Genomic DNA, 20619 nt, shown 5'->3' with positions numbered 1-20619 from the left:
GTCCAATATATGATTTGAGAGATTTGAGACGAGAAACATATCAAAAATGGAACTACGTCACCTACGCTACTTTGTGGCAGTTGCTGAAGAACTACACTTTAATCGGGCTGCCGAACGGTTGCATATCGCTCAACCGCCGCTCAGTCAACAGATCAAGCAACTAGAAGTAGAGTTAGGAGTCGAACTGTTTGACCGCCGCACAAAGCGACAGGTGCAGTTAACCGAAGCAGGACAAGTGTTATTGCAGGCGACTTACCGCATTTTGGCGCAGGTAGAACAGGCAACCAGCGATACTCAAAGAGCAGGCAGAGGTGAAACTGGAACTCTCGTTGTTGGCTTTACCAGTACCGTTGTCTACGACATTCTGCCCGCCATTCTGTCTCAATATCAGCAACAATTTCCAAATGTGAACCTTGTATTGCGGGAATTAACCACAACTCAACAGGAAGAAGCATTACAAAATCATCAAATTGAAATTGGTTTTTGTCATCCACCCCTCAAGAATGAAAACCTGGAATTGGAGCCAATTTCGCAGGAATCATTGGTGGTTGCGTTACCTGAGGTGCATCCACTTGCCTGTGAAACGACCATTCCCATTGCCTCACTTGCCGATGAGTCTTTTATTCTGTTTCCACGCTATCTTGGTTCGGGTTTTTATGATCAAATTGTGAGTTTTTGTCAGCAGGCAAACTTTAGTCCCAAAGTGGTGCAAGAGGCAGTTCAAATGCAAACAATTATTGGCTTAGTTTCAGCGAACATGGGAGTTGCACTCGTTCCGGCTTCACTCCAAAATTTGCAACGGGCAGGGGTTGTCTACAAACCACTAGCAGGGACAACACCACAAGTTGAAATAGCGATCGCTTGGCGGTCGGACAACGTTACGCCCGTTCTATGCGAATTTTTGTTGGCTGTCAAACAGTACATGAAGGAGAGAAGTCCCTAGCCTGCTTAAAGGCTTTACGCCGATAGCGAAATAAACTCCTTTGTTTAACTTTATTATTTAGTCCGGCTTGGCTTGAATTAAATTAATCTCACTGGCTCGATGGATGCATAGATAGAGTAGATCGATTCCAACTATGTAGAGTTCTTGATCGACAGCAATTGAAATTGTGTTTTCTCCTGATTCTAAACTAGATCTTTGAAGGGATTTGTTGCCTGAAGATAAGGTTCATCCCACCACTTCTGGGCTGCTTGCAGGATCTTGGCACTGGGTAAGCGATCAAGCTTCTAATGTTAATTTACCTTTCGGTCAGCAGGTATCAAGTTCCACAGGTCGTCACACGCCCATACTGACTACGGAAAACAATGACCGATTTCCAATGACCGCTTAGTTAAACGTTTCCCAGTCCAAACATAGAACAAACCCCGCGAGGACAGTAATTCGATCGCCGATTGCCTTGCGGCTGTTACATCTTGGCTGGGATCTGACCAAGCCTTGCTACCACAATTTCTGCTTCATTGAAGACCCAGTCTTGCTACTGCATACCCCTTCTTCAGCCGAATCCATTTGGTAATCAAAGTTGACTTAATCCAGACATCAAAGCGCAGCAGCGGTAACCAAATGTTCTTAGAGATGAGCAGTTGCCCAAAGCTTTCGAGATAAGTTGTATCAATTGGCAGATCAGGCGGCTTGATCAGCCGCGAACGACGGAACAGAGAGTTTATCAGTCAGGTGTTGAGATTAAAATTGACGCAGAAGCGCTAAGAGAATGATCACCGTAGGTGCCTTGTATCCGAGATGTGGTTTGTTGGCATCAGCGATGCATAACCTCGAATGACCTTTGGTGGAGAAGCAGTAAACTTAAGCGGAGATAAAGCGAAAGAACCATAAATAGGCCGCTTTTTCAGGAATTGCTATCTAGACAGCCACTAACTTCTGATGCGTGAGCCAAAAGTTATGTAAGCCACAAGCTGTTTCCATCACATCATCAGCAAAATGAGCTGTTCGGCTCCTTAACGGGTGCACCACAATATGGCATCGCTTGCTGCCACTGCTATGATGCTCAAGCGCTGGAAACCAGTCAGGTAGTGCCTTTTCGTAAAGGGTCGATAAAATAAGGGCTTGCTGCCATCTTCATCTCCGATGTCAAGCATCCCTCCCTTTCTGCGCTGTCCCAACTGTGGTTCCGAAGACAGCATGAAAAATGGCACCACCAGACGAGGTAAACAGAACTATAAATGCTGCGACTGTGGTCGTCAGTTTGTGGACAATCCGCAGCAGAAACCTCGGGAAAAAGACAGCATCGTCATGATTGACCGCTTGCTGTTAGCGAAGATCCCGCTGTTCAGTATTGCCCGTGTGCTTAAGCTCTCAGAATCCTGGTTACAAGGGTATGTGAATCGCTGCTGTAAGGTGGTGCCGCGCCACATGCAGGTGATGCCCAAACCCAGAGGGTCGTTAGCCGTACAAAGGGAGGAATTGTGGTCCTTTGTCGATGGCAGAGGGAACAAGCAGTGGGTTTGGCTAGCGCTGGATGTCGAGACCCGTGAGATTGTGGGATGTCACATTGGTGAGCGTTCAGCAGAGTCTGCTTTAGCGTTGTGGCAATCTATGCCAGGGGTGTATCGGCAATGCGCCATGCTTTACACCGACTACTGTAATGCCTATCAGGCTGTCCTCCCGTGTCAACGGCATCGTGCAGTCGGCAAAGCAACAGGTTTAACAAGCTATATAGAACGCTTCAACAATACCTTAAGGCAACGAGTGTCTCGATTAGTGCGAAAGACGCTGTCCTTTTCTAAGGAATTGGCTAATCATCTCGTCGCAATTTGGCATTTCATCCATCACTACAACGAACAGATTCGCCTGCAATTATCAAACTGTTGAGAAGATGCCCTCTTTTTCCTCATCCTTTACTAAAAAAGACTACCAGATTTTGAAGTTAGTTAAACTCGATCGCTACCAGTTAGACCAGCTTTGAAGAACAGTTTGATGTATGCTTGCACGGTGGGGCTTCCGTAGCATAACTGCTCTAGCCAGATTAGTCTTCTAGCTCAGGAAAGAGTTTCCATCTCTAACTTTCGCTGATTCATTCTCTAACTTTCGTTGATGTATTGAAGCCGTTTGTAACTTTTGTTGTAGTTATAGCACTGAATTCTCAACTAATTGTGTTTGACTTTAGTTAGATTCGATTAAGTAATGCTTTAACAGCTAACAATCAGCGAATAAACTTCAAGCTCTAAAGCCAGTTACCGATGAGGATAAAGGGTGCCCATTGAGTGGGGTGAATCTTGTTCTGATGAATCAGCGTCTTCTGCGCTTCCTGCAGAGCTTTTGCTTTGCTCATTGACGATCGTAAGTTATTGTAAAACCTAGCAACGAGTTCTTGTGTAGAAGCATCCTCGACATACCAAAGGGAAGCCAACGCACTTCTAACACCTGCCTGTACGGTAATACCAGCCATACCCAAGGTAGCCCGATCGTCTCCGATCCCGGTTTGACAAGCGGTGAGCGCCAGCAGTTCTACTGGCTCTGAACCTGTGCTGAAGCGGCGGATGCCGCTCTCTAGCTGAGTAATTGTAATCTTTTGATTACGACCCGTCACTAAAAAGCTATCTTCTGGAATCGTGCCAAATTGACCGTGAGTGGCAATGTGAATAATCGGATAAACTGCTTGTTTCAGTTCTTGCTCTAAGCTCTGAGGAGTGAACTGTTCGTTCAAGAGTTTTTTGCTACCTGGAAATAGCTGAGTGACTTGATCGACTTCATCGGTGACATTTGCCAACGGCTGAAATTTTTCACCATCAATGGTTGCTGCTTCGGTTAACCCCAAAGCTAACGTCCGCAGCCCTTGAACATTTAGAGGTTTAGGAGAAGTTAAGCGCAGGCCAGGAGTTGTTGCAATGGCATATTTCTCAACGAGAAAGTCTTGACCATCATGGAGTGCCGCCATTGGAACACTGCGTAAGAGTCCGTCCTGGATGAAGACAAGCGTTTCAATTTGTGCTGCGTCTAAATCAGAGGCGAAAGGGTGAATAATCCAGTTATATAAATTCTGTGCTAGTGCTAAAAAAGGGTCAGTGGGATCATAGAATTTCTGTATATCTAAACGAAATTTTTTGATTCCTTCTTTAAGTTCTGCCGTATCACTTATCCATTGAAACTTCTTTATTCTTCTTCTAGTTTTAGGGTTGAGTTTATGTTCAGGATTCGGGAGACTGACCACGATCGCCGTTCGGTCTTCCATGATGATAGAACTAAAGACAGCAGTATCTTCTTTCTCTAAATCATCAACTCGTTCTTGATCAAAAACAGCAAAGACACAATCATTACCGAAGTAATTTTGCAATTCTGCAAGTTTCAAAGAATCGATCGCATCGAGTGCCGAATCCAGTTCCGTTTGGTACGCTTGACTGGCGATCGACAGCGATTCAGCCCGTTCTAGCTTTAATCGAGCAAACTCTCGGTAGAGCGGACTAATAGTATCCCGAAAGCTAAATTGCACGTCTCGTTGTGCAAGTAGCAGACTGCTTCGGATATCCTCTAACGTTGTAACTGCACGTTCGTAAGCAGCCATTGCCTCAGATTCTTTCGCCACTGCCTTGAAAATTCGCCCTGCCTGCCATTCCCATAAGTAGAGGCTGTCTTTAGCGCGTAAGTTTTGGTCGGCGGCAAAGCGTGCTTGCTGGGTAAACTCTAAGGCTTTATTGTAATCTTTGCGGCACTCATAAAGATGGCCGAGTTTACCTAGAGCAAACGATTCGGAGCGAGAATCTTGAATGTTTCGAGCAATGGTAACGGCTGTTCGCAGAAGTTTCTCGGCTTGTGCATCTTCAAGTTTTCGGGATGGGCATTGAGTTTGAAGCGAAGTGGACTTCTTAACAACAGGCTGTTCGAGTTCGGCTAAATTAATCGCTGCAAAAACTTTGTTAGCAGAATCGGGCAGACGCTCTAGTAGGGATAAAGCTTCTTGTAAGGCTTGCTCTGCCTGATTTAAAGTATTAGGTAGCTTTAAGTTTGTTGAGCGGTAATAAAGTTGAATTAAATTAAGGAGTCCCTGCATCTGCCCTGGTCGATCGTTTTGAGCGCGGGTGATTTCGAGACTGTTGTTGAAATAGTTCAAAGCTTTTATGTAATTGAATCCAGCTTTTTCAATGAATTCACTCTCTTTAATCTTTGCGCCTCTTAACTCAGCGGAACCTGCACGTTGCTCATTGAGTTGAGCTTTACCAGAGTAAGCATTTCCCAGACCATTCAGCACTGAAGAACGATAAGCTAAGAGATTGATCTCCTGAGTAATCTTTAAGCTAGTCTCTAGAACTGCAATCGCTTTGTCATAATTTCCTCGAAGGCGATATACTTCTCCCAGGCTTCCTAAAGCTGCCGCTTCTCCCTGACGATCGCTCAATTTTCGGGCAATTTGCAACGCGCTTCCTTCACTTTGAATACAATCCTCATTAATTTCAGAAGCTCCGCATAGAAGCGCGATCGCGTCTTGATTTTGTCCCAATCGACTGTAGGTTTGAGCAAGTTCTGTCTGCAACCGTCCTACCTGCACGAATGCACCTTGCTGACGAGCGTTAGCGATCGCGTGTTTCCATTGGTCGATCGTTGCCTCAAATCGACCAATTTGCTGATAAGCGATGGCGAGTTTTTCTCGAACAATTATCTGGTTGGTAAGGTTGTTGGTGCTTTGATAGTCGCTTAAGGCAGTTTGCCAAACAGCGATCGCCGCTTGCATGTCTCCAGTCCGATAGTGTTCAATTCCTTTTTGTACGAGTTGGCTAGGATTGGGAGATTGTGCGGTAGCTGCTGTTCCCCAGGTTACCTGCCCAGTAAAAGAAAGATGATTCAACCACAGGCAAATTGTGAGGCTGCTGAGGAATAAAACGACTAGGACGCGGCGGACACGGAATTGGCGGTGTCGGCTTGGCATGAAAGGATAGGGTAAGTTGCCACAGGAATTTTAGCTGAGGTTTTAAGTTTATTCCGTGCTGAGGTGATACGTGGCTGCTTTTGGTAACTTTGTTGGCATTAGCCTGATTTCTGCACGAATGAGCCTTAGTTCCACCCTAAGATGACTATTGCTGAAGTAGAACGATGCGATCGCATACCTGAGTTACTTTTGGAGGCTTTAGCTATGACGAAGTTTAGCTTACTCAATCAGGGTTGGCAGTTGAAGCTGGTTGGTAGCGTTGCGATCACCGGGGCACTCTTGCTCCCAATAAAGGAGAGTTTGGCTCAAATTGTGCCAGATAATACGCTAGGGGCTGAAAGTTCTGTCGTAACACCTAACCTCACGATTCGGGGGATTCAAAGCGATCGCATTGACAGTGGTGCAATTCGCGGCACGAACCTCTTTCATAGTTTTTCGCAATTCAATATTGGTGCGGGACGAGGCGTTTATTTCGCCAATCCCGCAGGTATTGATAACATTCTCGCTCGCATCACTGGGGCGAATCAATCGAATATTTTAGGCAGGTTGGGGGTGTTAGGCACTGCCAATTTGTTCTTGATTAATCCCAACGGCATTGTGTTTGGATCTGCTGCCAGTTTAGATGTTCAGGGTTCTTTTGTGGCTACGACAGCGAATGCAGTCAAGCTGGGCGACACGGGACTATTCAGTGCTTCCCAACCCGCAACAAGTAATCTACTCTCAGTGAGTCCTTCTGCATTGTGGTTTAATGCCGTTGCTGCTCAACCGATTGTCAATCGTTCCCAAGCCTCTAGTTCTTTTGGTCAACGTAATTCAGCCGGTCTTAATCCAGGACTCCAGGTGCGATCGGACCGAACTCTAGCGCTAGTAGGTGGAGATGTGCTGCTAGATGGAGGGCGACTGACCGCAGCCCAAGGACGCATTGAACTCAGCAGTGTGGCGGGAGTGGGTCAAGTCAGTTTGAGTCAGAGTGGGAACGATTTTGTGTTGGGTTATGACTCGGTGAGTAATTTTAGCAACATCAAACTATCGAACGGGGCAATTGTAGATGCCAGTGGAGTAGGAGGTGGTGACGTTCAGATTCGAGGTGAACGGTTGGAGATGGCGCAAGGCTCGAATATTTGGGCTGACACCTTAGGAACACAAAATGGCGGAGGGGTACTGGTACGGGCAACCGAGGTGTTTTTGAGTGAGGGTTCGTCGCTGACTGCTGATGTGGCAGGAGCGGGAACTGGAGGAGACCTAAGGATTGATACAGGACGTTTGCTAGTGCGCGATGGGGCACAGGTATCAGTCGGTACTTTCGGTACAGGTAAGAGTGGCAACTTGCAGATTAGGGCTGGTGAGTTGATCGAATTGATTGGCACTTCAGCCGACGGTCGAGCTGCCAGTGGCTTATTTGCTGTGAATCAAGGAAGTGGGAATGCAGGAAATGTGAGCATTGACACGGGGCGCTTGCTAGCGCGCGATGGGGCAGTAGTATCAGTCAATACTTTCGGCGCAGGCAAGGGCGGCAACTTGCAGATTAGGGCTAGTGAGTTGATCGAGTTGATTGGCATCTCAGCCAATGGTCGGGTTCCCAGTGCTTTGTTGGCGCAGAGTGAAGGGAGTGGGGATGCAGGGGAATTAAGGATTAACACGCAGCGCTTGCTGGTGCAGAGTGGAGCACAGGTAGCAGCTAGTACTTTCGGTACAGGGAAGGGCGGCAACCTACAGATTACCGCTGCTCAATCAGTCGAGCTGATTGGTGCCACAGCCAATAATCGGTTTGCCAGTGGCTTATTTGCTGTGAGTCAAGGAAGTGGAAATGCAGGAAATGTGACGATCGACACGCGGCGCTTGCTGGTAAGTGATGGAGGGCAGATATTAGTCAATACTTTAGGTTTTGGCAAGGGCGGCAGCTTACAGATTACTGCTGCTGAGTCGGTCGAGGTAATAAGAACCTCAGCCAATGGTCGGGTTCCTAGTAGTGTATCTGCGAAGAGTGAAGGAAGCGGGGATGCAGGGGAGTTAAGGATTAATACGCGACGCTTGCGAGTGCAGGATGGAGCACAGGTAGGAGCCGGTACTTTCGGTCAAGGCAAGGGCGGCAGCTTACAGATTACCGCTGCTGAGTCGGTCGAGCTGATTGGTGCCACAGCCAATGGTCAGTTTCCTAGTGGCTTATTTACTCAGAGTCAAGGGAGTGGGAATGCAGGGGCCTTGACGATCGACACGGGACGGTTAGTGGTGCGCGATGGCGCAGTGGTATCAGCTAGTACTTTCGGTCAAGGCAAGGGCGGCAGGCTGCTTCTTAAAGCAACTGATTTGGTTGAGCTGACTGGTACCAGAGCAAATGGTCCTGGTGGCTTGTTTACTGTAAGTAATGGAAGTGGGAATGCAGGGGATGCTTTACGGATTGACGCGGGGCGGTTGCTAGTGCGCGATGGGGCAGTCATATCCAGCCGTAGTATTGGAGAAGGAACAGCAGGCAATATCGACATTACAGTTCGAGACACCCTAGAAGCTAACAATGGCACGATTCAAACAAACACGATTCGCTCTGCCGGAGGTGCCATTACTATTAACGCTGGTGCTATTCGCTTGTTTAGTGATAGTGACATTGTAAGTAATGTTGCTTCTGGTGAAGGCGGCGGCGGCGACATTAACATGAAAGCTGACTCGATCCTCGCGTTTGGTGATAGTGATATTTTGGCTTTTTCTCGTGATGGCAGAGGTGGAAATATCAACCTTGATACTCCAGCATTCTTCGGCGAACACTACCGTCCGGCACCTCGTAACACAAACCCTGCCACACTGGAGGGCAATGACCGAGTTGATGTCAATGCCACCGGTACCATTGCTTCAGGAACCATCCTCTTACCGGACACTACCTTTATCCAAAACAGCCTCACCGAGCTACCGGAAAACCAGATCAACACCGACAGCATTCTGGCTTCTAGCTGCATTGTTCGCCGCAATCAACCCACCCAGGGACGCTTTACCATCACAGGCGCAGGAGGCTTACCGCAGCGTCCTGGCGATGTCCAAATGTCCAGCTTTCCCACCGTCGATATGGAAACGCTACCCAGTGACAGTACAGCCTTAAACTCCAGCCTCGATCGTCCCTGGCAGAAAGGCGACCCCATAGTCGAACCGCAGGGTGTATACCAACTTTCAAACGGCAAACTCGTAATGAGTCGAGAATGTCATTAATTCAACACTATGAATCTGTACCCAATCAATCGGTGGGTTGTCATCTTAGGTTCTGGCATTGCGACCCCAACTTGCCTTACCCTGTGTGCGATCGCTCAATCCACCCCCTCATCTGGCGTCACCATTCCCCCAACCGCACCTGACGCGGTCGAGCAAACGATTCCCAGACCTTCTGAATCGCCCCGTCCGCTCCCTGGTGAAACGCCGACAGTACCACCCAAACCCGAACTGCAAACTCCCCCAACCCAAGAGTCACCTGAAGTGGCTCCCCCTTCGAGCGATCGCTTCTTCATCAGAAAAGTAGCCGTGCTGGGAAACACCGTCCTGCAAGGCGAAATCACTGCCTTAACCCAGCCCTACGAGAACCGCTCCGTCACATTTGAAGAATTGCTTCAACTGCGCTCGGCGATTGTTCAGCTCTACATTAAAAACGGCTACATCACCTCTGGAGCCTTCTTGCCCAACAATCAAGATCTCAGCAGTGGTACCGTTCAAATTCAAGTCGTCGAGGGCGAACTTGAACAAATTGAAATCGGTGGGCTAAGGCAATTGCGAGAAGGCTATGTGCGATCGCGCCTCAAACATGCCACCTCCCCTCCCTTAAACCAACAACGCCTGGAACAAGCCCTGCAACTGTTGCAACTCGATCCTCTAATTCAGCAAGTGAACGCCGAGTTAGCCGCAGGCAGCACTCCTGGTCGCAATATCTTACGAGTTTCTCTTAAAGAAGCCCCCGCCTTTCACACAGCGATCGGCATGGACAATAATCAATCGCCCAGCATTGGCTCTATCCAGGGCAGCATAGAAGCGAGTCATGATAACCTGTTAGGATTTGGCGATCGCTTAGCAGCCCAATACGGTCGTACCGAAGGACTCAACCTCTACGACATCAGCTATTCGATTCCCATCAATGCTCGTAATGGTACTCTTAGCTTCCGTTACAACAATGGCGATAGCCGCATCACTGAAGCAGATTTCCGGGATGTCGGGATCAGAAGTGAAACTCAAACCTATGCTTTTGGGTTGCGTCAACCGATCATCAGAACACCTACCCGTGAATTTGCCTTAGGCTTATCTTTGGATCTGCGACGTAGCCAAACCTATATTCTTAACGACATTCCCTTTTCCTTCACAGAAGGTCCCGAAAATGGAAAAGCCAAAGTGACGGTGCTTCGCTTTTCTCAAGATTGGGTCGATCGTGGCATAAGACGAGTCTTAGCCGCTCGTTCTCAGTTTAGTTTTGGGATCAATGCGTTTGATGCAACGATTAACAACACGGGGACTGACGGGCAGTTCTTTGCCTGGTTAGGGCAATTTCAGTGGGTGCAGCAGCTATCACCTAGAAATCTGTTAGTCGCACGAATTGATGCTCAGCTCACCCCAGACCCTTTGCTATCCTTAGAACGCTTCAGTATTGGTGGAGTCGATACCGTTCGTGGCTACCAACAAAATCGACTGGTTTCCGACAATGGCATCCTGGGTTCAGTTGAAGTTCGTGTTCCTCTAACGTTAGACCCCAGAATATTACAGCTAGTACCTTTTTTTGAAGTCGGTACAGCTTGGAATAATCGAGATATTGACCCCGATCCAGCGACAATTGCCAGTTTAGGGCTGGGTTTGCGCTGGCTGATTATCCCCGGTTTATCGTTGCGCCTGGACTACGGCATTCCCTTAATTTCAGTGAGCGATCGAGGAAACTCGCTGCAAGACAACGGTTTCTTCTTCTCAGTACGCTACCAGCCGTTTTAAGCTAAATCACTTCCACTTCAAGTGAATCCATGCAGGGATGAGGCAAGTGTGAATGAGCAAAAAAGGTAGCGCAACAAGTCAAACTTTATGCTGCCAATAACTTCTAATTTGATGCACTGAGAACTGCAGCTGAACTGCGTCAGATGAATTCAGGAGGTGCTGCTTGAACAGAGTAACTGAGGACGATCGTTATGAGCGGGTGTAGCGATGTTTAACCCCGATAGGGAAATAATTCGGCTCACCCGTTGGATACAGCGTGATGTGAGGCATTTGGTACGCCTCTGGCACGTAGTTCGCGAATTCACTATTGAGTCGTTGCAGCTGCTGGTGAATAGCAGTGGCGATCGCCCTTCGCTTCTCCTCATTACCTGTGACATTGGGAGCCAACTCCACCACAATGGTAAGATGCTTGTTTTGATCGGCATCCTCCGTCACTTGCATGACAAATTTTCCAGTCACCCATTCACAAATTGGCGCTTGCTCCAAGCCGATCGTGACATTTTCAGGATAGACGTTGGCACCAAAGTAAGACACGGTGAAGTGCGATCGCCCAAACACATAGACAAACGGTAAGGGATAAACTCCCCGGTTGCCTTGCAGCTCCTGGATGGGATCAAATTCCCACTCTTGCAGAAATTGCAGCATTTGTGGATACGTGATCAAGCCACCATTGTCGGCGATGTGATAGCGAATGAGGGGAATGCCATTGTTACCGGAAAATAGCAGTGTTCCGTCCTGGGCTTCAAAAAAACGACTGAGCGGGTCGTATTGCACCAGGGTTGGCAGCCGGGATTCGCCAAACAGCGATCGTGCCGCATCGGGATGATCCGCTAGCCAACGACGAATGCAAATGCTCAAAGGCGTTTCATTTCCCAGCACTCCAGCATCCGCCGTGCCGTAGAGCGAAGCCGAGTCGTAGCAGTAGTTTGTAGAACCAAGCCGGCTGCCAACCAGTGATCGCCATGCTTCACTAAACACTTCCCCCGCCATGACCAACTTAACGCGATAAGCCTGCCAGTCAAGACCTTGAGTGATGCCACTATCAATCACATCTTTCAGGAAGGGAGGATAGCCCAGGAGTACCACCTGCTCAAACTGGGGAGCGAGGGCTTGAACGACTCGCAGAATTTCAACTTTGTTGTTTCCAGGGGTAATCAGGGTAAGAGGATAACCTTTGCTTGCCAGATGACGACAACCGCTTGCAGTGTACATCCCGCCAACCCAGGTTCCTAGGGCAAAACACACAATCGCCAAAGTGCGGCGCTGATCGGCTTGAAAGCTATCGTGAAAAATTTGCTCAAAGCGGGTGGCAATCTGAAATTCATCCACCAGCGATCGCGCCCAAAAGCTAGGTTGTCCGGTGGAGCCAGAGGAAACGGCAATCATGTCACAGCTTTCGAGTTGCCCTTGACGACACAACTGCGCCAACGAGTAGTGCCGCAGGTAATTGTCCTTCGTGGTGAGAGGCAGGTGTTGAAAGTCTACGATCGTTTGAATAGTAGCCGGATCAATGCCTTGAGTGTGCAGAAACGAACCATAGGCAGGCACTGTTACAGCCGTTTGGTGGAACAAGTCCAGCACCGCTTTGTCCCAGTCCGCTTGACTGTGCTGTCGCAACTTGGCAGCAAGCGGCGTGGTTAGAAAAGCCTGAAAGGTCTCAAGAATATGCTGAGATCGAGGATGGTGCATCGTATAATCAACGTTTTTCTAGGTTGCGATCGCAATGACAATTTTGCCCACTGGTTGTCCTGTTTCGCTGTCGGTGCGCGCATCAGCAATTTCGGATAAGGGATAGGTGCGATCGATGCAGGAGCAGAGTTTGCCAGCTTCAATTTGCTCTTTCAGATCAATCAAATCGTGCCGATTTGATTTGAGCAAAATCACTTTGTATTTTTGCTCGGTAACAACACTGTCAGCAAACTCTGAAAATAGTTTCCTGAATAGGGCTGTGTTTTGACATCGAAACTCTTATGGTTGCAAGACGGATTTGCAGCCTGCTAAAGAACGATTGCCAAAGGCATCAAAGATAATATCGTACTTGATTGAGTCCTTGGTGAAATCTCGTTGGGTGTAATCAATTATATGTGTAAGGCGACGAATTATTTGACCAGAACGGCAGATTGTTTGTTATCAATTCAACTCCTTCTGCACCGCCTGCTGAAGCGATTTCTACAGCCTCATATCAGAAACGCTAAAAGTGAAATGCCCTTCTAGTAATGGTTACAGGCGTAAAAAACTTGACTTCTAATTTGTCGCTGCGACCAGCTAATTCGTCGCTCTACACTTAGTCTCTGGTCTTGTTAGCGCTTGGTAGCTGCGACGTGGGCAAGTCAAGCGGTGCCCCTCAAGACTGACCCTTAGGGTCATGTCCTAAAGATAATGATGGCTGAAACACCTTGTCAGTCTAAATTTGATTGAGATACTGTCGTATAAGAAGCTCCAAGTATCGGTCTAAAACAGAAGCCACAGTGCTGATTTTCTCGTTATGCTCTCAGATGTGTTGCTGCAAAGACGTGAAAAAAGTCGAGCTACTTCAGGTCTACAAAGTTAGCTTTAAGTCCTGAAAACCTGAGCTAGAAGAACTTATAGCTATCATTACCTTTTTAAAACTACCATCTTTGATACTTCCTTGGCAAAGGGCAATATCTTTTACAAGAAGAACCAGATTAAGTTTTAACTATTACAAATTGTGGTGCGATCAACATTGCAGCACAGCTAAATCTTCGGCATCAAGTTCAGCTGGCACGCCGCTACGAATCAATTCGGCAAAATCCTCATTCGGTACCATAATAGTAATCGTGTATAGACGCTCCGCTCCAATATTGCGGATTGCATGGACCCCAGTTGGCGGCACGAGCAAGGTATCTCCAGCATGAATCGCAATTTCTTTGCCATCACAAACTGCAATGCCTTCACCTCTCAGCACAAAAAACATTTCTGTCGCGAACTGATGTCGATTGGGTGGCGTTTTTCCACCAACATCAAAAATCTCAATGCAGTAAGTGATTGATAAATTAACGGTTGCTGGATCAAACACGATTGCTAACCGATTCGTGGCATCTGGACTGATACGGTAAGCCTGGTATTCATGCGGCGACTTAACCACCGGAATGACACAAGATTGGTTCATCAAAGCCTCCACAATGCTATTTTCGTAATTGATGATTTAGAACGGTCGTTTTGCAAGTCACATCTCTTGGCGTCACAACGTTCTATGTTGTGCAGATGTTTTTCTTGCTGCACTTGTATAGTGCTCTGATTTTTAGTAGAGCAACATCAACACTTTATTGGCGACAGCTCGAAATGCTGTAGCAGCTCCTGCACTCATGTCACGCAGCGCACAAACGCGATTTCTCGTATAGGACAGAGCGCGCCTACAGCTGCCATCGTTGAGTTCACTTGCTTTCTGCCGCCAACGTGTCCCCATGGTAAGCACGTTTCATCTTTGAGACACTGTGTCAACAATCGCAGATGTCACTCGATAACCTCTGTTACTGCTGACCAATTAGTAGCACTTTACCAACGACTGTCTCTGCATTACTCATGTTCTCGGTAATAGAAAGTTGTGTCATAGCTCTTGGGTCGCTGTACAGTCCTTTAGAGACCTTAGCTAAGAACCTGATGGGGTTTGACTAATCACACTCACATTTGGATCAAGGTCGCCGCCTGTGTTGTAGATATAATCAAATGCTCCCTGATCACCCAGTAGGTGCGATCGCAAAAATAGCCCACTCCAGCGACCGATCGCTCCGTTAGCAGTTGCCTGATCAAGCGTAGGACGGTTCGGATCACGGGCAACATTATCTTCATTGGTAATGCTGTAGTGATTGGCACCGTCAACAGCAATCAACGCCTTCGGTGGGTCTTGAATCTTCACGTAGGTTGATGCCACTTCACCAAAATCAGAGACACCATCCAAGGTGCCTGCAATTAAGCCAACTGGAATATCTTGGTTATCAATGGGTGGAAATATACCGCTATTCGTCGGAGACTGGAAGTTAGTGCCATAGAAAACACCTGCCATCAGCTCAGGGGGGCGAGTATAGTCACCTGAAGAAACCGCTGGATCATTGATGTTTTGAATGGCAGCCAATCCCGCATAACCGCCAAAGGAGTGTCCCAGAAGCCCCAATTTTTCAGTGTCCACAATTTCAAAAATGGGTGAGTCAGCAGCGGCATCCTCCACTTTCATCTGATCAAGGACATCTTTCACCTGTTGCTGATCTGCCAGAAGCCCAGTAATGGCTTGTCCATCAGGCCCACTGACAGTGCGTTCATTGTTAGAGACAACCACAACGAATCCATAACTGGCAACTTCTTCTGCATAGTTGGAGTAGTCAGCTTTATCGACCAGAGCACCCTGTAGCATTAGGGCGATCGGTAACTGATCTGCCGTTGCATCGGGCACAACGGGGTAGTAAACATCTGCCGGATCACCATCAGCAGCGATCGTCGTTGTATAGTGTTTTACCTGGTTATACAGTGGATCAGGACTGAATGGATAATCCCCTGGACGAATTCGCAGCACTTCTCCCTGTCCCGGAACAAAGCCCTTGTTTGAGATATAGATATCGCCATTAGAACCCAGGGTTAAGCCAGTGGGATTAATGAGTTCATCATCAGCGATCGTAGTTTGAGTCGAGCCATCGGGAGAAATATAAATCAGAGCACCCGTTTCACCACCATTCAAAATGGCATCGGCATCGTACTCTAAAACGTAAAGACCACCAGATTGATCGAATGCCAGGTCAATGATGTTGGTGAAACCTTCCGCGTAGACTTCCGGTTCGCCCTCTGCCCCAATGCGATAAACTCGCGCACTTCCTTCCTGAAACGGAAACCCTGTCAATTCACCAACATAAAAGGCACCATCTGGACCAACAGTAATAGAGTTCGGTACCGACTGTTGTACGATTTCCTCACCTGTGAAGGGATTGATGGCGGTACGTGTAGGAAACACTGTCTCTAAAGTTGGTCCCGCACTGCTAAACGCTCTCAGGCTGAGCAAATCATTTCCACCGGCATCAAGCACGTAGGCTGTGTTGTTTTCAATCAGCAAGTCGAAAACATTCGTGTTTACGTCCTGCCCATCAGGATTATTGGCTTGCTCGTAGGCTCCCAAGTCTACGAGTCGTGTCCAGGAAGCACCACCGTCAAAATTCTCGATTGCAATCAATTGGCTGAAATCGGGCACCTGGATAACGCTGTCACGCAGTGCTGGATTACCTGCAAAGCCAATAATGGCGTAGGCATTGCCATAGGCATCAAATTCAATATCATTGACACCTGCCGCGTCACTACCGTCTGGTAATGCCAGTGACGGTAAACTCGTAATTACTCTTTCGACAATACCATCTTGAATCCGAGTAATCGCACCTGTCGCACCATAGGACAGAACTGCACCGGGGACACTGGGAGATGGAATGCTAGCTCCAGGCCCTCCTCGTCCAGCTTCAGTGACGTAGAGTGCTCCATCTGGACCAAACGTTAACCCTCTAGGTCCATCCAAACCACTTGCTAAAACCTCAATCTGTGGCGCATGTGATTTATCAGAGTCAGTACAGGTTTGCTCTGAAACAGCGATCGATGATTCCTTCTCCACAATAAAACTCCCGATATAGTGTATTGATTTCGACATCAAACTTTCGTCGTTTCAACTAGCTGTTGTCAGTAGCACCAATCTATACTGCATAATTAAGACCTCCAGTGGCTTGAACGAACGCGATGCAGGTAACCTAGAACTGCTCATAGTGTAAGTGCTTGGGTTAAATTGCACTTCTAGCTCAGGAAGGGGTTTTCACCTCCAACTTTCGCTGACACGTTCTCTACCTTTCGTTGATCGGTCGGAATCGTTGGTGGCGCATTAAAGGATAGTGGAATAAGTAGCTAGCTCACGCCAAGTCTAAGCTTGTAGTATTAATCTCGCTCGTTGAGCTGCAAGCAGTCATTTGCCTGAAAACTGCTGCATCAATTGAGCGCACCTGATGATGGAAGCATGATTGTGCTGCATTCTGAGCAGACCTAGTTAAGTTGACCATACCGAAGTAGCGATTGGAGAGGAGCTAGCTGTGGGTGGGTTTATCGACCTTACCACTAACCAGTTTTTGCAACACAACCTTTCTGGGAACCTTATGCTAATGCTTGCTGCAATTGTAGAGGTTAATCTACCTCTCTACCTTGCTGCGGCTCAACAAACAGCATAATCACTCATTGAACTATTTGGCAGCTGACTTATAGCACCGTTGGTGTGTTTACGTTACTCACCTTCGCAACCTTGCAGAAGCGAATTTAAATAAAGTACCTATATGCAGAGTCACCTACCGATCCAGATTAGCAATTTGATTTCCCTTACGTCGCGTCCAGGCAGTGATGATTGCGATCGCCAACACTCCTAACACTGAAGCGCCGATCAATAGCTTCTCACCTTGCAAAATGCCAGCCCCAGCCGCCACAAGGGGAGGTTTTACAATCACAATACTTAACCCTAAAGCGCTCATAAAGCGCTTCCAGGACATTCGACTGAGACCAGCGGCGTAGCAAATGTAGTCAAAAAAGCTAGTCATCAAGGCACCTGTCATCAAGAAGAAATTGCCCTCAAGATATTTCTGGCTCCAGCGATCGAGCCTTTCCATCAAGCGTTCACCGACGAGCCGCTGTACCACTCCGCGACCATAGCGACGGGCAAGGAAAAAATTAGTGGCACAGGCAAAAAAATCTGAGATCGCAATCACAATTAAACCCTGTGCAAATCCAAACAACGCCCCTGACAAAATCGCATACGCTGTACCGGGCAAGGCAGGAACCACAATACTAGTTAGTCTTAGCAACAGAATAATGAAAGGTGCCCCAATGCCAAACTGAGCAACATTGGTTCTAATTTGATCAATACCCACTCGATTGACAAACCAAATTGCGCCTGCAATCAACACAACAACCAAACTAAACTCAAGAATTTTGATGATTCTATGCTGCATCGCCAGCACTCCATGCTTAATCAAAGCAATTTCTAATTCGTCACAACCTGCATCGAACGTTCGATTGTGCCCAAAACCCGCCATGTTTTCTTTTGCGCGTTTGTTTTAGTTACGCCGGAAAGGTTCATTGCCTGATAGGGGCGATCAACAGCCAGGGCTTCCAAACACTTACCTATGCTGCTGCCCTGTAGACGGAATGTACCATCTTCACTATTACTGACGAACATTTGTAAGCCGCGATCGCTTCATCGCTGGTTAAATCTAAACCGGGAGCTAGTTCCCGTCCTACGATTTCATCAAAAGCATCAGCATGAGCCAGTTTACGACCTTTTAGATGCAAAGGAACTGTCTAGCTTGTTCCCTCGAAGCAGAAGGCAACGTTTCATGCAAGATGAGGCGACGATCGCTTCACTTTATTAATCCAGCCCTGGTGCAGGTTCAATACTTGGGAATAAGGCATATCGTGATCGAACACCAGATCAAAGACAAACGGCTGCACCCACTGTGGAAACCATTGATGTAGGAAACGACTGATCTGCGATCGCAAAAAAAACTCAACGAATAACCACTTCGTGCGTGGAAATGAGTAATCTGACAATTCCCTAAGTGCATGAGCATCAGGTACTCTTTGTTCAGAAAAGGTGGGTAATGCTAACGCCCAATCATCCTGATACTGCTCCAACAAGCGCTCAAAAATCAGGACATCTTCCAAGGATGCATTGCATCCCTGCCCCATTGCTGGCGAGACGGCGTGGGCTGCATCTCCCATCAGCAAAATGCTGTCGCCCTCATGAAAGCGATCGCACCGTACCGTGAATACTTGCCCCACTGGACGATGCCAGAATGCTTCTGCCTCCTCCGTTGACATCAACTGCCCAAACAAGGGAAAGTTTTCGCGGAAGAATGGTAAGACTTCCTCTTGTGTCGTCAAGCTTGAGAGCGGATTGTCCTGGGCATCAAAAGTAATAACGCCATTCAGTTGATCGCCCGGTTGAGGCACCATTACCATTCGTGTCCGATTATCCCGATTCCACCCATGAATTTTGTCCGGTTCTAGCTCCAACCCTAGAACCGGATTTAAGCGAGTAAGAAACACTGACTTATAGGCATCCGGGATATAGGTTTGCTCACATTGCAAGCCTGCATCTTGAACTAAATAGTCACGAATGGGCGATCGCACTCCATCTGCTGCTACTAAGCGATCATAGGTAAGGGTGAACGCCTCACCTTGCTCTGGCTGCAACGTCACGGTCTTCGCGCTCCGGTTTACTCCAACACACTGACAGCCAAACTTCACGGTGAGTTGTTCTGAATTGTCGGTTTGAGTTAAGTGCTGTAAGAGAATCATCACCAGGCGATTGCGGTCAATCGTAAGCAGCGGCACTACCCGCGAAATCTCACGGGTTTTCCCTTTTTGACGATAAATCTTTGATCCGTTGCAGAATACACCAGCAGCAGCGATCGCCTCCTCTAACCCTCTAATCTGGCGAAGTGCTTTTCTCCCTCGTGCCTGAAGCGAGAGCGGAAACGTACGGTCTTGCGATGCATCTACCAAACGCGGGTCAGGACGCTGCTCATAAAGCTCAATGCGATACTTCCCTCGACGCAGTAGATAATGGGCAAGTAACAGTCCAACTGGACCCGCTCCTATAATGACAACCGTTTGAAGCATTGAATTTTCTTCCTGAAGTGTACTGAGTTCCAATGGATGGTGTTGCAAAAACGATGGAGTGGCAAACGAACTCTACCGCTCTCGTTACTTTGGGTACTGCTGCCAAAAAGCTCCGGCTCCATCATGCGGTAGCAAGTCCACACCCCTTGGTTCTAGGTGCCAGTCTCGTCCTGTTGGGTCAACGCAATGCTGATAATACAAATCGATTGTATCAATGCTTAAGCGCTTCAAGGAAGCATCACTGGCAGAATTTACATACTCAGGTTTGCCGCTGATGCCGAAAAATTGCCCATCAGGTGTGCGAACATTGCCAAACTTAGTTGCCACAATCACTTGATCGCGTCGATCGCGAATCGCCTGCCCAACTAACTGCTCGTTGATGAATCGACCGTATATATCTGAGGTATCAAGAAAATTGATGCCTAGATCAATAGCACGATGAATAGTTGCAATCAACTCTTGATCATTAGGACTCCCATAGAATTCAGACATGCCCATGCAGCCTAATCCTAATGCGGAAACCACGAGTCCTTGACTGCCTAGTTTTCGCATTTTCATAATTTTTACTCCTGAGAGCAGCGTTGCACAAAAAAGGCTGTGGACGGAGCATCGTGAAAGGGTTGAAGTACCATCAAAAACTAAATATCACTGTGAGCTAGAAAGTCCGCAACTGGTCAGAGTATACCGCTGGATTGAAACAGGATGAAAGTGACACTAAAGTAGGTGCGCTAAAACCATAAGAATATGACAAATTATTGTAAGAATCTACAAGAAGTTGAGTAGTGAAGTTCATTATACTCAGGTGAGATTTAAGACAAGCGTGACTAAGCAGTAAAACTGACGCATGAGAAATTCGCATTTCATCACTTAATCATCAGTAGGATACAGAACCTAATGCTAGCGATTTTCTTCTATCCTTTACCCAATGGCACCACCACTCGTCTGATTTGCCTTCCTTTCCACAAGCCTAGAGTACCGCTCAGGCGTGTTCACAGGCGATGAAGTAAAGCATTGAAGCGAATTTTACAAGCAAATTCAGACCTTTCTCCCGAATAAATTCCGACTTTTTGACGATGTGAAAAGAAAAATGGAACTGATTGGATTTTAGGGTAGTGCTCTAGAGACAGGACGCTGAACAAATGTCATGTTCGGA

12 protein-coding genes and 1 pseudogene are annotated in these 20619 nt (G+C 47.5%); 4 read left to right on the top strand and 9 right to left on the bottom strand.

Going from position 1 to position 20619, the window contains the following annotated elements:
* Positions 1–46 precede the first annotated feature (46 nt).
* Both H6F86_RS17525 and H6F86_RS17520 read left to right on the top strand, forming a co-directional pair.
* The gene (locus H6F86_RS17525; RefSeq protein WP_190450018.1) at positions 47–943 is read left to right on the top strand and encodes a LysR family transcriptional regulator; all 897 of its coding nucleotides are present in this window, start codon (positions 47–49) and stop codon (positions 941–943) included.
* Between the two features lie 1140 nt (positions 944–2083).
* A complete protein-coding gene (locus tag H6F86_RS17520) occupies positions 2084–2827 on the top strand; it encodes an IS1 family transposase (protein WP_190450017.1) in 744 nt (247 codons plus the stop codon).
* 352 nt (positions 2828–3179) lie between these two features.
* On the opposite strand, the gene H6F86_RS17515 is transcribed toward H6F86_RS17520, so the two are convergent.
* Positions 3180–5876, bottom strand: a complete 2697-nt coding sequence (locus tag H6F86_RS17515) for a CHAT domain-containing protein (protein ID WP_190450016.1) — start codon at positions 5874–5876, stop codon at positions 3180–3182.
* A 204-nt stretch (positions 5877–6080) separates the two neighbouring features.
* On the opposite strand from H6F86_RS17515, the gene H6F86_RS17510 reads away from it, so the two are divergent.
* Complete coding sequence (locus tag H6F86_RS17510) at positions 6081–9071, top strand: filamentous hemagglutinin N-terminal domain-containing protein (RefSeq protein ID WP_190450015.1); 2991 nt, start codon at positions 6081–6083, stop codon at positions 9069–9071.
* Between the two features lie 9 nt (positions 9072–9080).
* Positions 9081–10820, top strand: coding sequence for a ShlB/FhaC/HecB family hemolysin secretion/activation protein (locus H6F86_RS17505; RefSeq protein ID WP_190450014.1), 1740 nt, complete (start codon positions 9081–9083; stop codon positions 10818–10820).
* Between the two features lie 189 nt (positions 10821–11009).
* On the opposite strand, the gene H6F86_RS17500 is transcribed toward H6F86_RS17505, so the two are convergent.
* The 8 genes and pseudogenes from H6F86_RS17500 to H6F86_RS17465 all read right to left on the bottom strand — a co-directional run bounded on the left by H6F86_RS17500 (position 11010) and on the right by H6F86_RS17465 (position 20024).
* A complete protein-coding gene (locus tag H6F86_RS17500; RefSeq protein ID WP_190450013.1) occupies positions 11010–12509 on the bottom strand; it encodes a phenylacetate--CoA ligase family protein in 1500 nt (499 codons plus the stop codon).
* 18 nt (positions 12510–12527) lie between these two features.
* A pseudogene (locus H6F86_RS17495) lies at positions 12528–12716 on the bottom strand (zinc-binding dehydrogenase); the annotation flags it as partial.
* Between the two features lie 802 nt (positions 12717–13518).
* Positions 13519–13950 (bottom strand): cupin domain-containing protein, encoded by a 432-nt coding sequence (locus H6F86_RS17490; protein ID WP_190450011.1) that lies wholly within the window; start codon positions 13948–13950, stop codon positions 13519–13521.
* A gap of 480 nt (positions 13951–14430) precedes the next feature.
* Positions 14431–16458 (bottom strand): ScyD/ScyE family protein, encoded by a 2028-nt coding sequence (locus tag H6F86_RS32335; RefSeq protein WP_242033574.1) that lies wholly within the window; start codon positions 16456–16458, stop codon positions 14431–14433.
* Between the two features lie 679 nt (positions 16459–17137).
* Positions 17138–17794 (bottom strand): VTT domain-containing protein, encoded by a 657-nt coding sequence (locus H6F86_RS17480; protein ID WP_190450010.1) that lies wholly within the window; start codon positions 17792–17794, stop codon positions 17138–17140.
* A gap of 32 nt (positions 17795–17826) precedes the next feature.
* The gene (locus tag H6F86_RS17475; protein ID WP_190450009.1) at positions 17827–18021 is read right to left on the bottom strand and encodes a hypothetical protein; all 195 of its coding nucleotides are present in this window, start codon (positions 18019–18021) and stop codon (positions 17827–17829) included.
* A gap of 155 nt (positions 18022–18176) precedes the next feature.
* Positions 18177–19466 carry an NAD(P)/FAD-dependent oxidoreductase gene (locus H6F86_RS17470; RefSeq protein ID WP_190450008.1) on the bottom strand — a complete coding sequence of 430 codons (1290 nt, stop codon included), beginning with the start codon at positions 19464–19466 and terminating at the stop codon, positions 18177–18179.
* Positions 19467–19550: 84 nt separating this feature from the next.
* Positions 19551–20024, bottom strand: a complete 474-nt coding sequence (locus H6F86_RS17465; protein WP_190450007.1) for an aldo/keto reductase — start codon at positions 20022–20024, stop codon at positions 19551–19553.
* Positions 20025–20619: the final 595 nt, after the last annotated feature.

This window comes from Phormidium sp. FACHB-592 (assembly GCF_014695795.1).
Lineage (GTDB): Bacteria > Cyanobacteriota > Cyanobacteriia > Leptolyngbyales > Leptolyngbyaceae > Stenomitos.
This window is presented reverse-complemented; position numbering and strand designations above follow the sequence as displayed.

Excerpts from the sequence above, each read along its gene's own strand:
- H6F86_RS17525 (WP_190450018.1), top strand. The coding sequence starts at position 47 with ATGGAACTACGTCACCTACGCTACTTTGTGGCAGTTGCTGAAGAACTA.
- H6F86_RS17520 (WP_190450017.1), top strand. The coding sequence starts at position 2,084 with ATGTCAAGCATCCCTCCCTTTCTGCGCTGTCCCAACTGTGGTTCCGAA.
- H6F86_RS17515 (WP_190450016.1), bottom strand. The coding sequence starts at position 5,876 with ATGCCAAGCCGACACCGCCAATTCCGTGTCCGCCGCGTCCTAGTCGTT.
- H6F86_RS17510 (WP_190450015.1), top strand. The coding sequence starts at position 6,081 with ATGACGAAGTTTAGCTTACTCAATCAGGGTTGGCAGTTGAAGCTGGTT.
- H6F86_RS17505 (WP_190450014.1), top strand. The coding sequence starts at position 9,081 with ATGAATCTGTACCCAATCAATCGGTGGGTTGTCATCTTAGGTTCTGGC.
- H6F86_RS17500 (WP_190450013.1), bottom strand. The coding sequence starts at position 12,509 with ATGCACCATCCTCGATCTCAGCATATTCTTGAGACCTTTCAGGCTTTT.
- H6F86_RS17490 (WP_190450011.1), bottom strand. The coding sequence starts at position 13,950 with ATGAACCAATCTTGTGTCATTCCGGTGGTTAAGTCGCCGCATGAATAC.
- H6F86_RS32335 (WP_242033574.1), bottom strand. The coding sequence starts at position 16,458 with ATGTCGAAATCAATACACTATATCGGGAGTTTTATTGTGGAGAAGGAA.
- H6F86_RS17480 (WP_190450010.1), bottom strand. The coding sequence starts at position 17,794 with ATGCAGCATAGAATCATCAAAATTCTTGAGTTTAGTTTGGTTGTTGTG.
- H6F86_RS17475 (WP_190450009.1), bottom strand. The coding sequence starts at position 18,021 with ATGTTCGTCAGTAATAGTGAAGATGGTACATTCCGTCTACAGGGCAGC.
- H6F86_RS17470 (WP_190450008.1), bottom strand. The coding sequence starts at position 19,466 with ATGCTTCAAACGGTTGTCATTATAGGAGCGGGTCCAGTTGGACTGTTA.
- H6F86_RS17465 (WP_190450007.1), bottom strand. The coding sequence starts at position 20,024 with ATGAAAATGCGAAAACTAGGCAGTCAAGGACTCGTGGTTTCCGCATTA.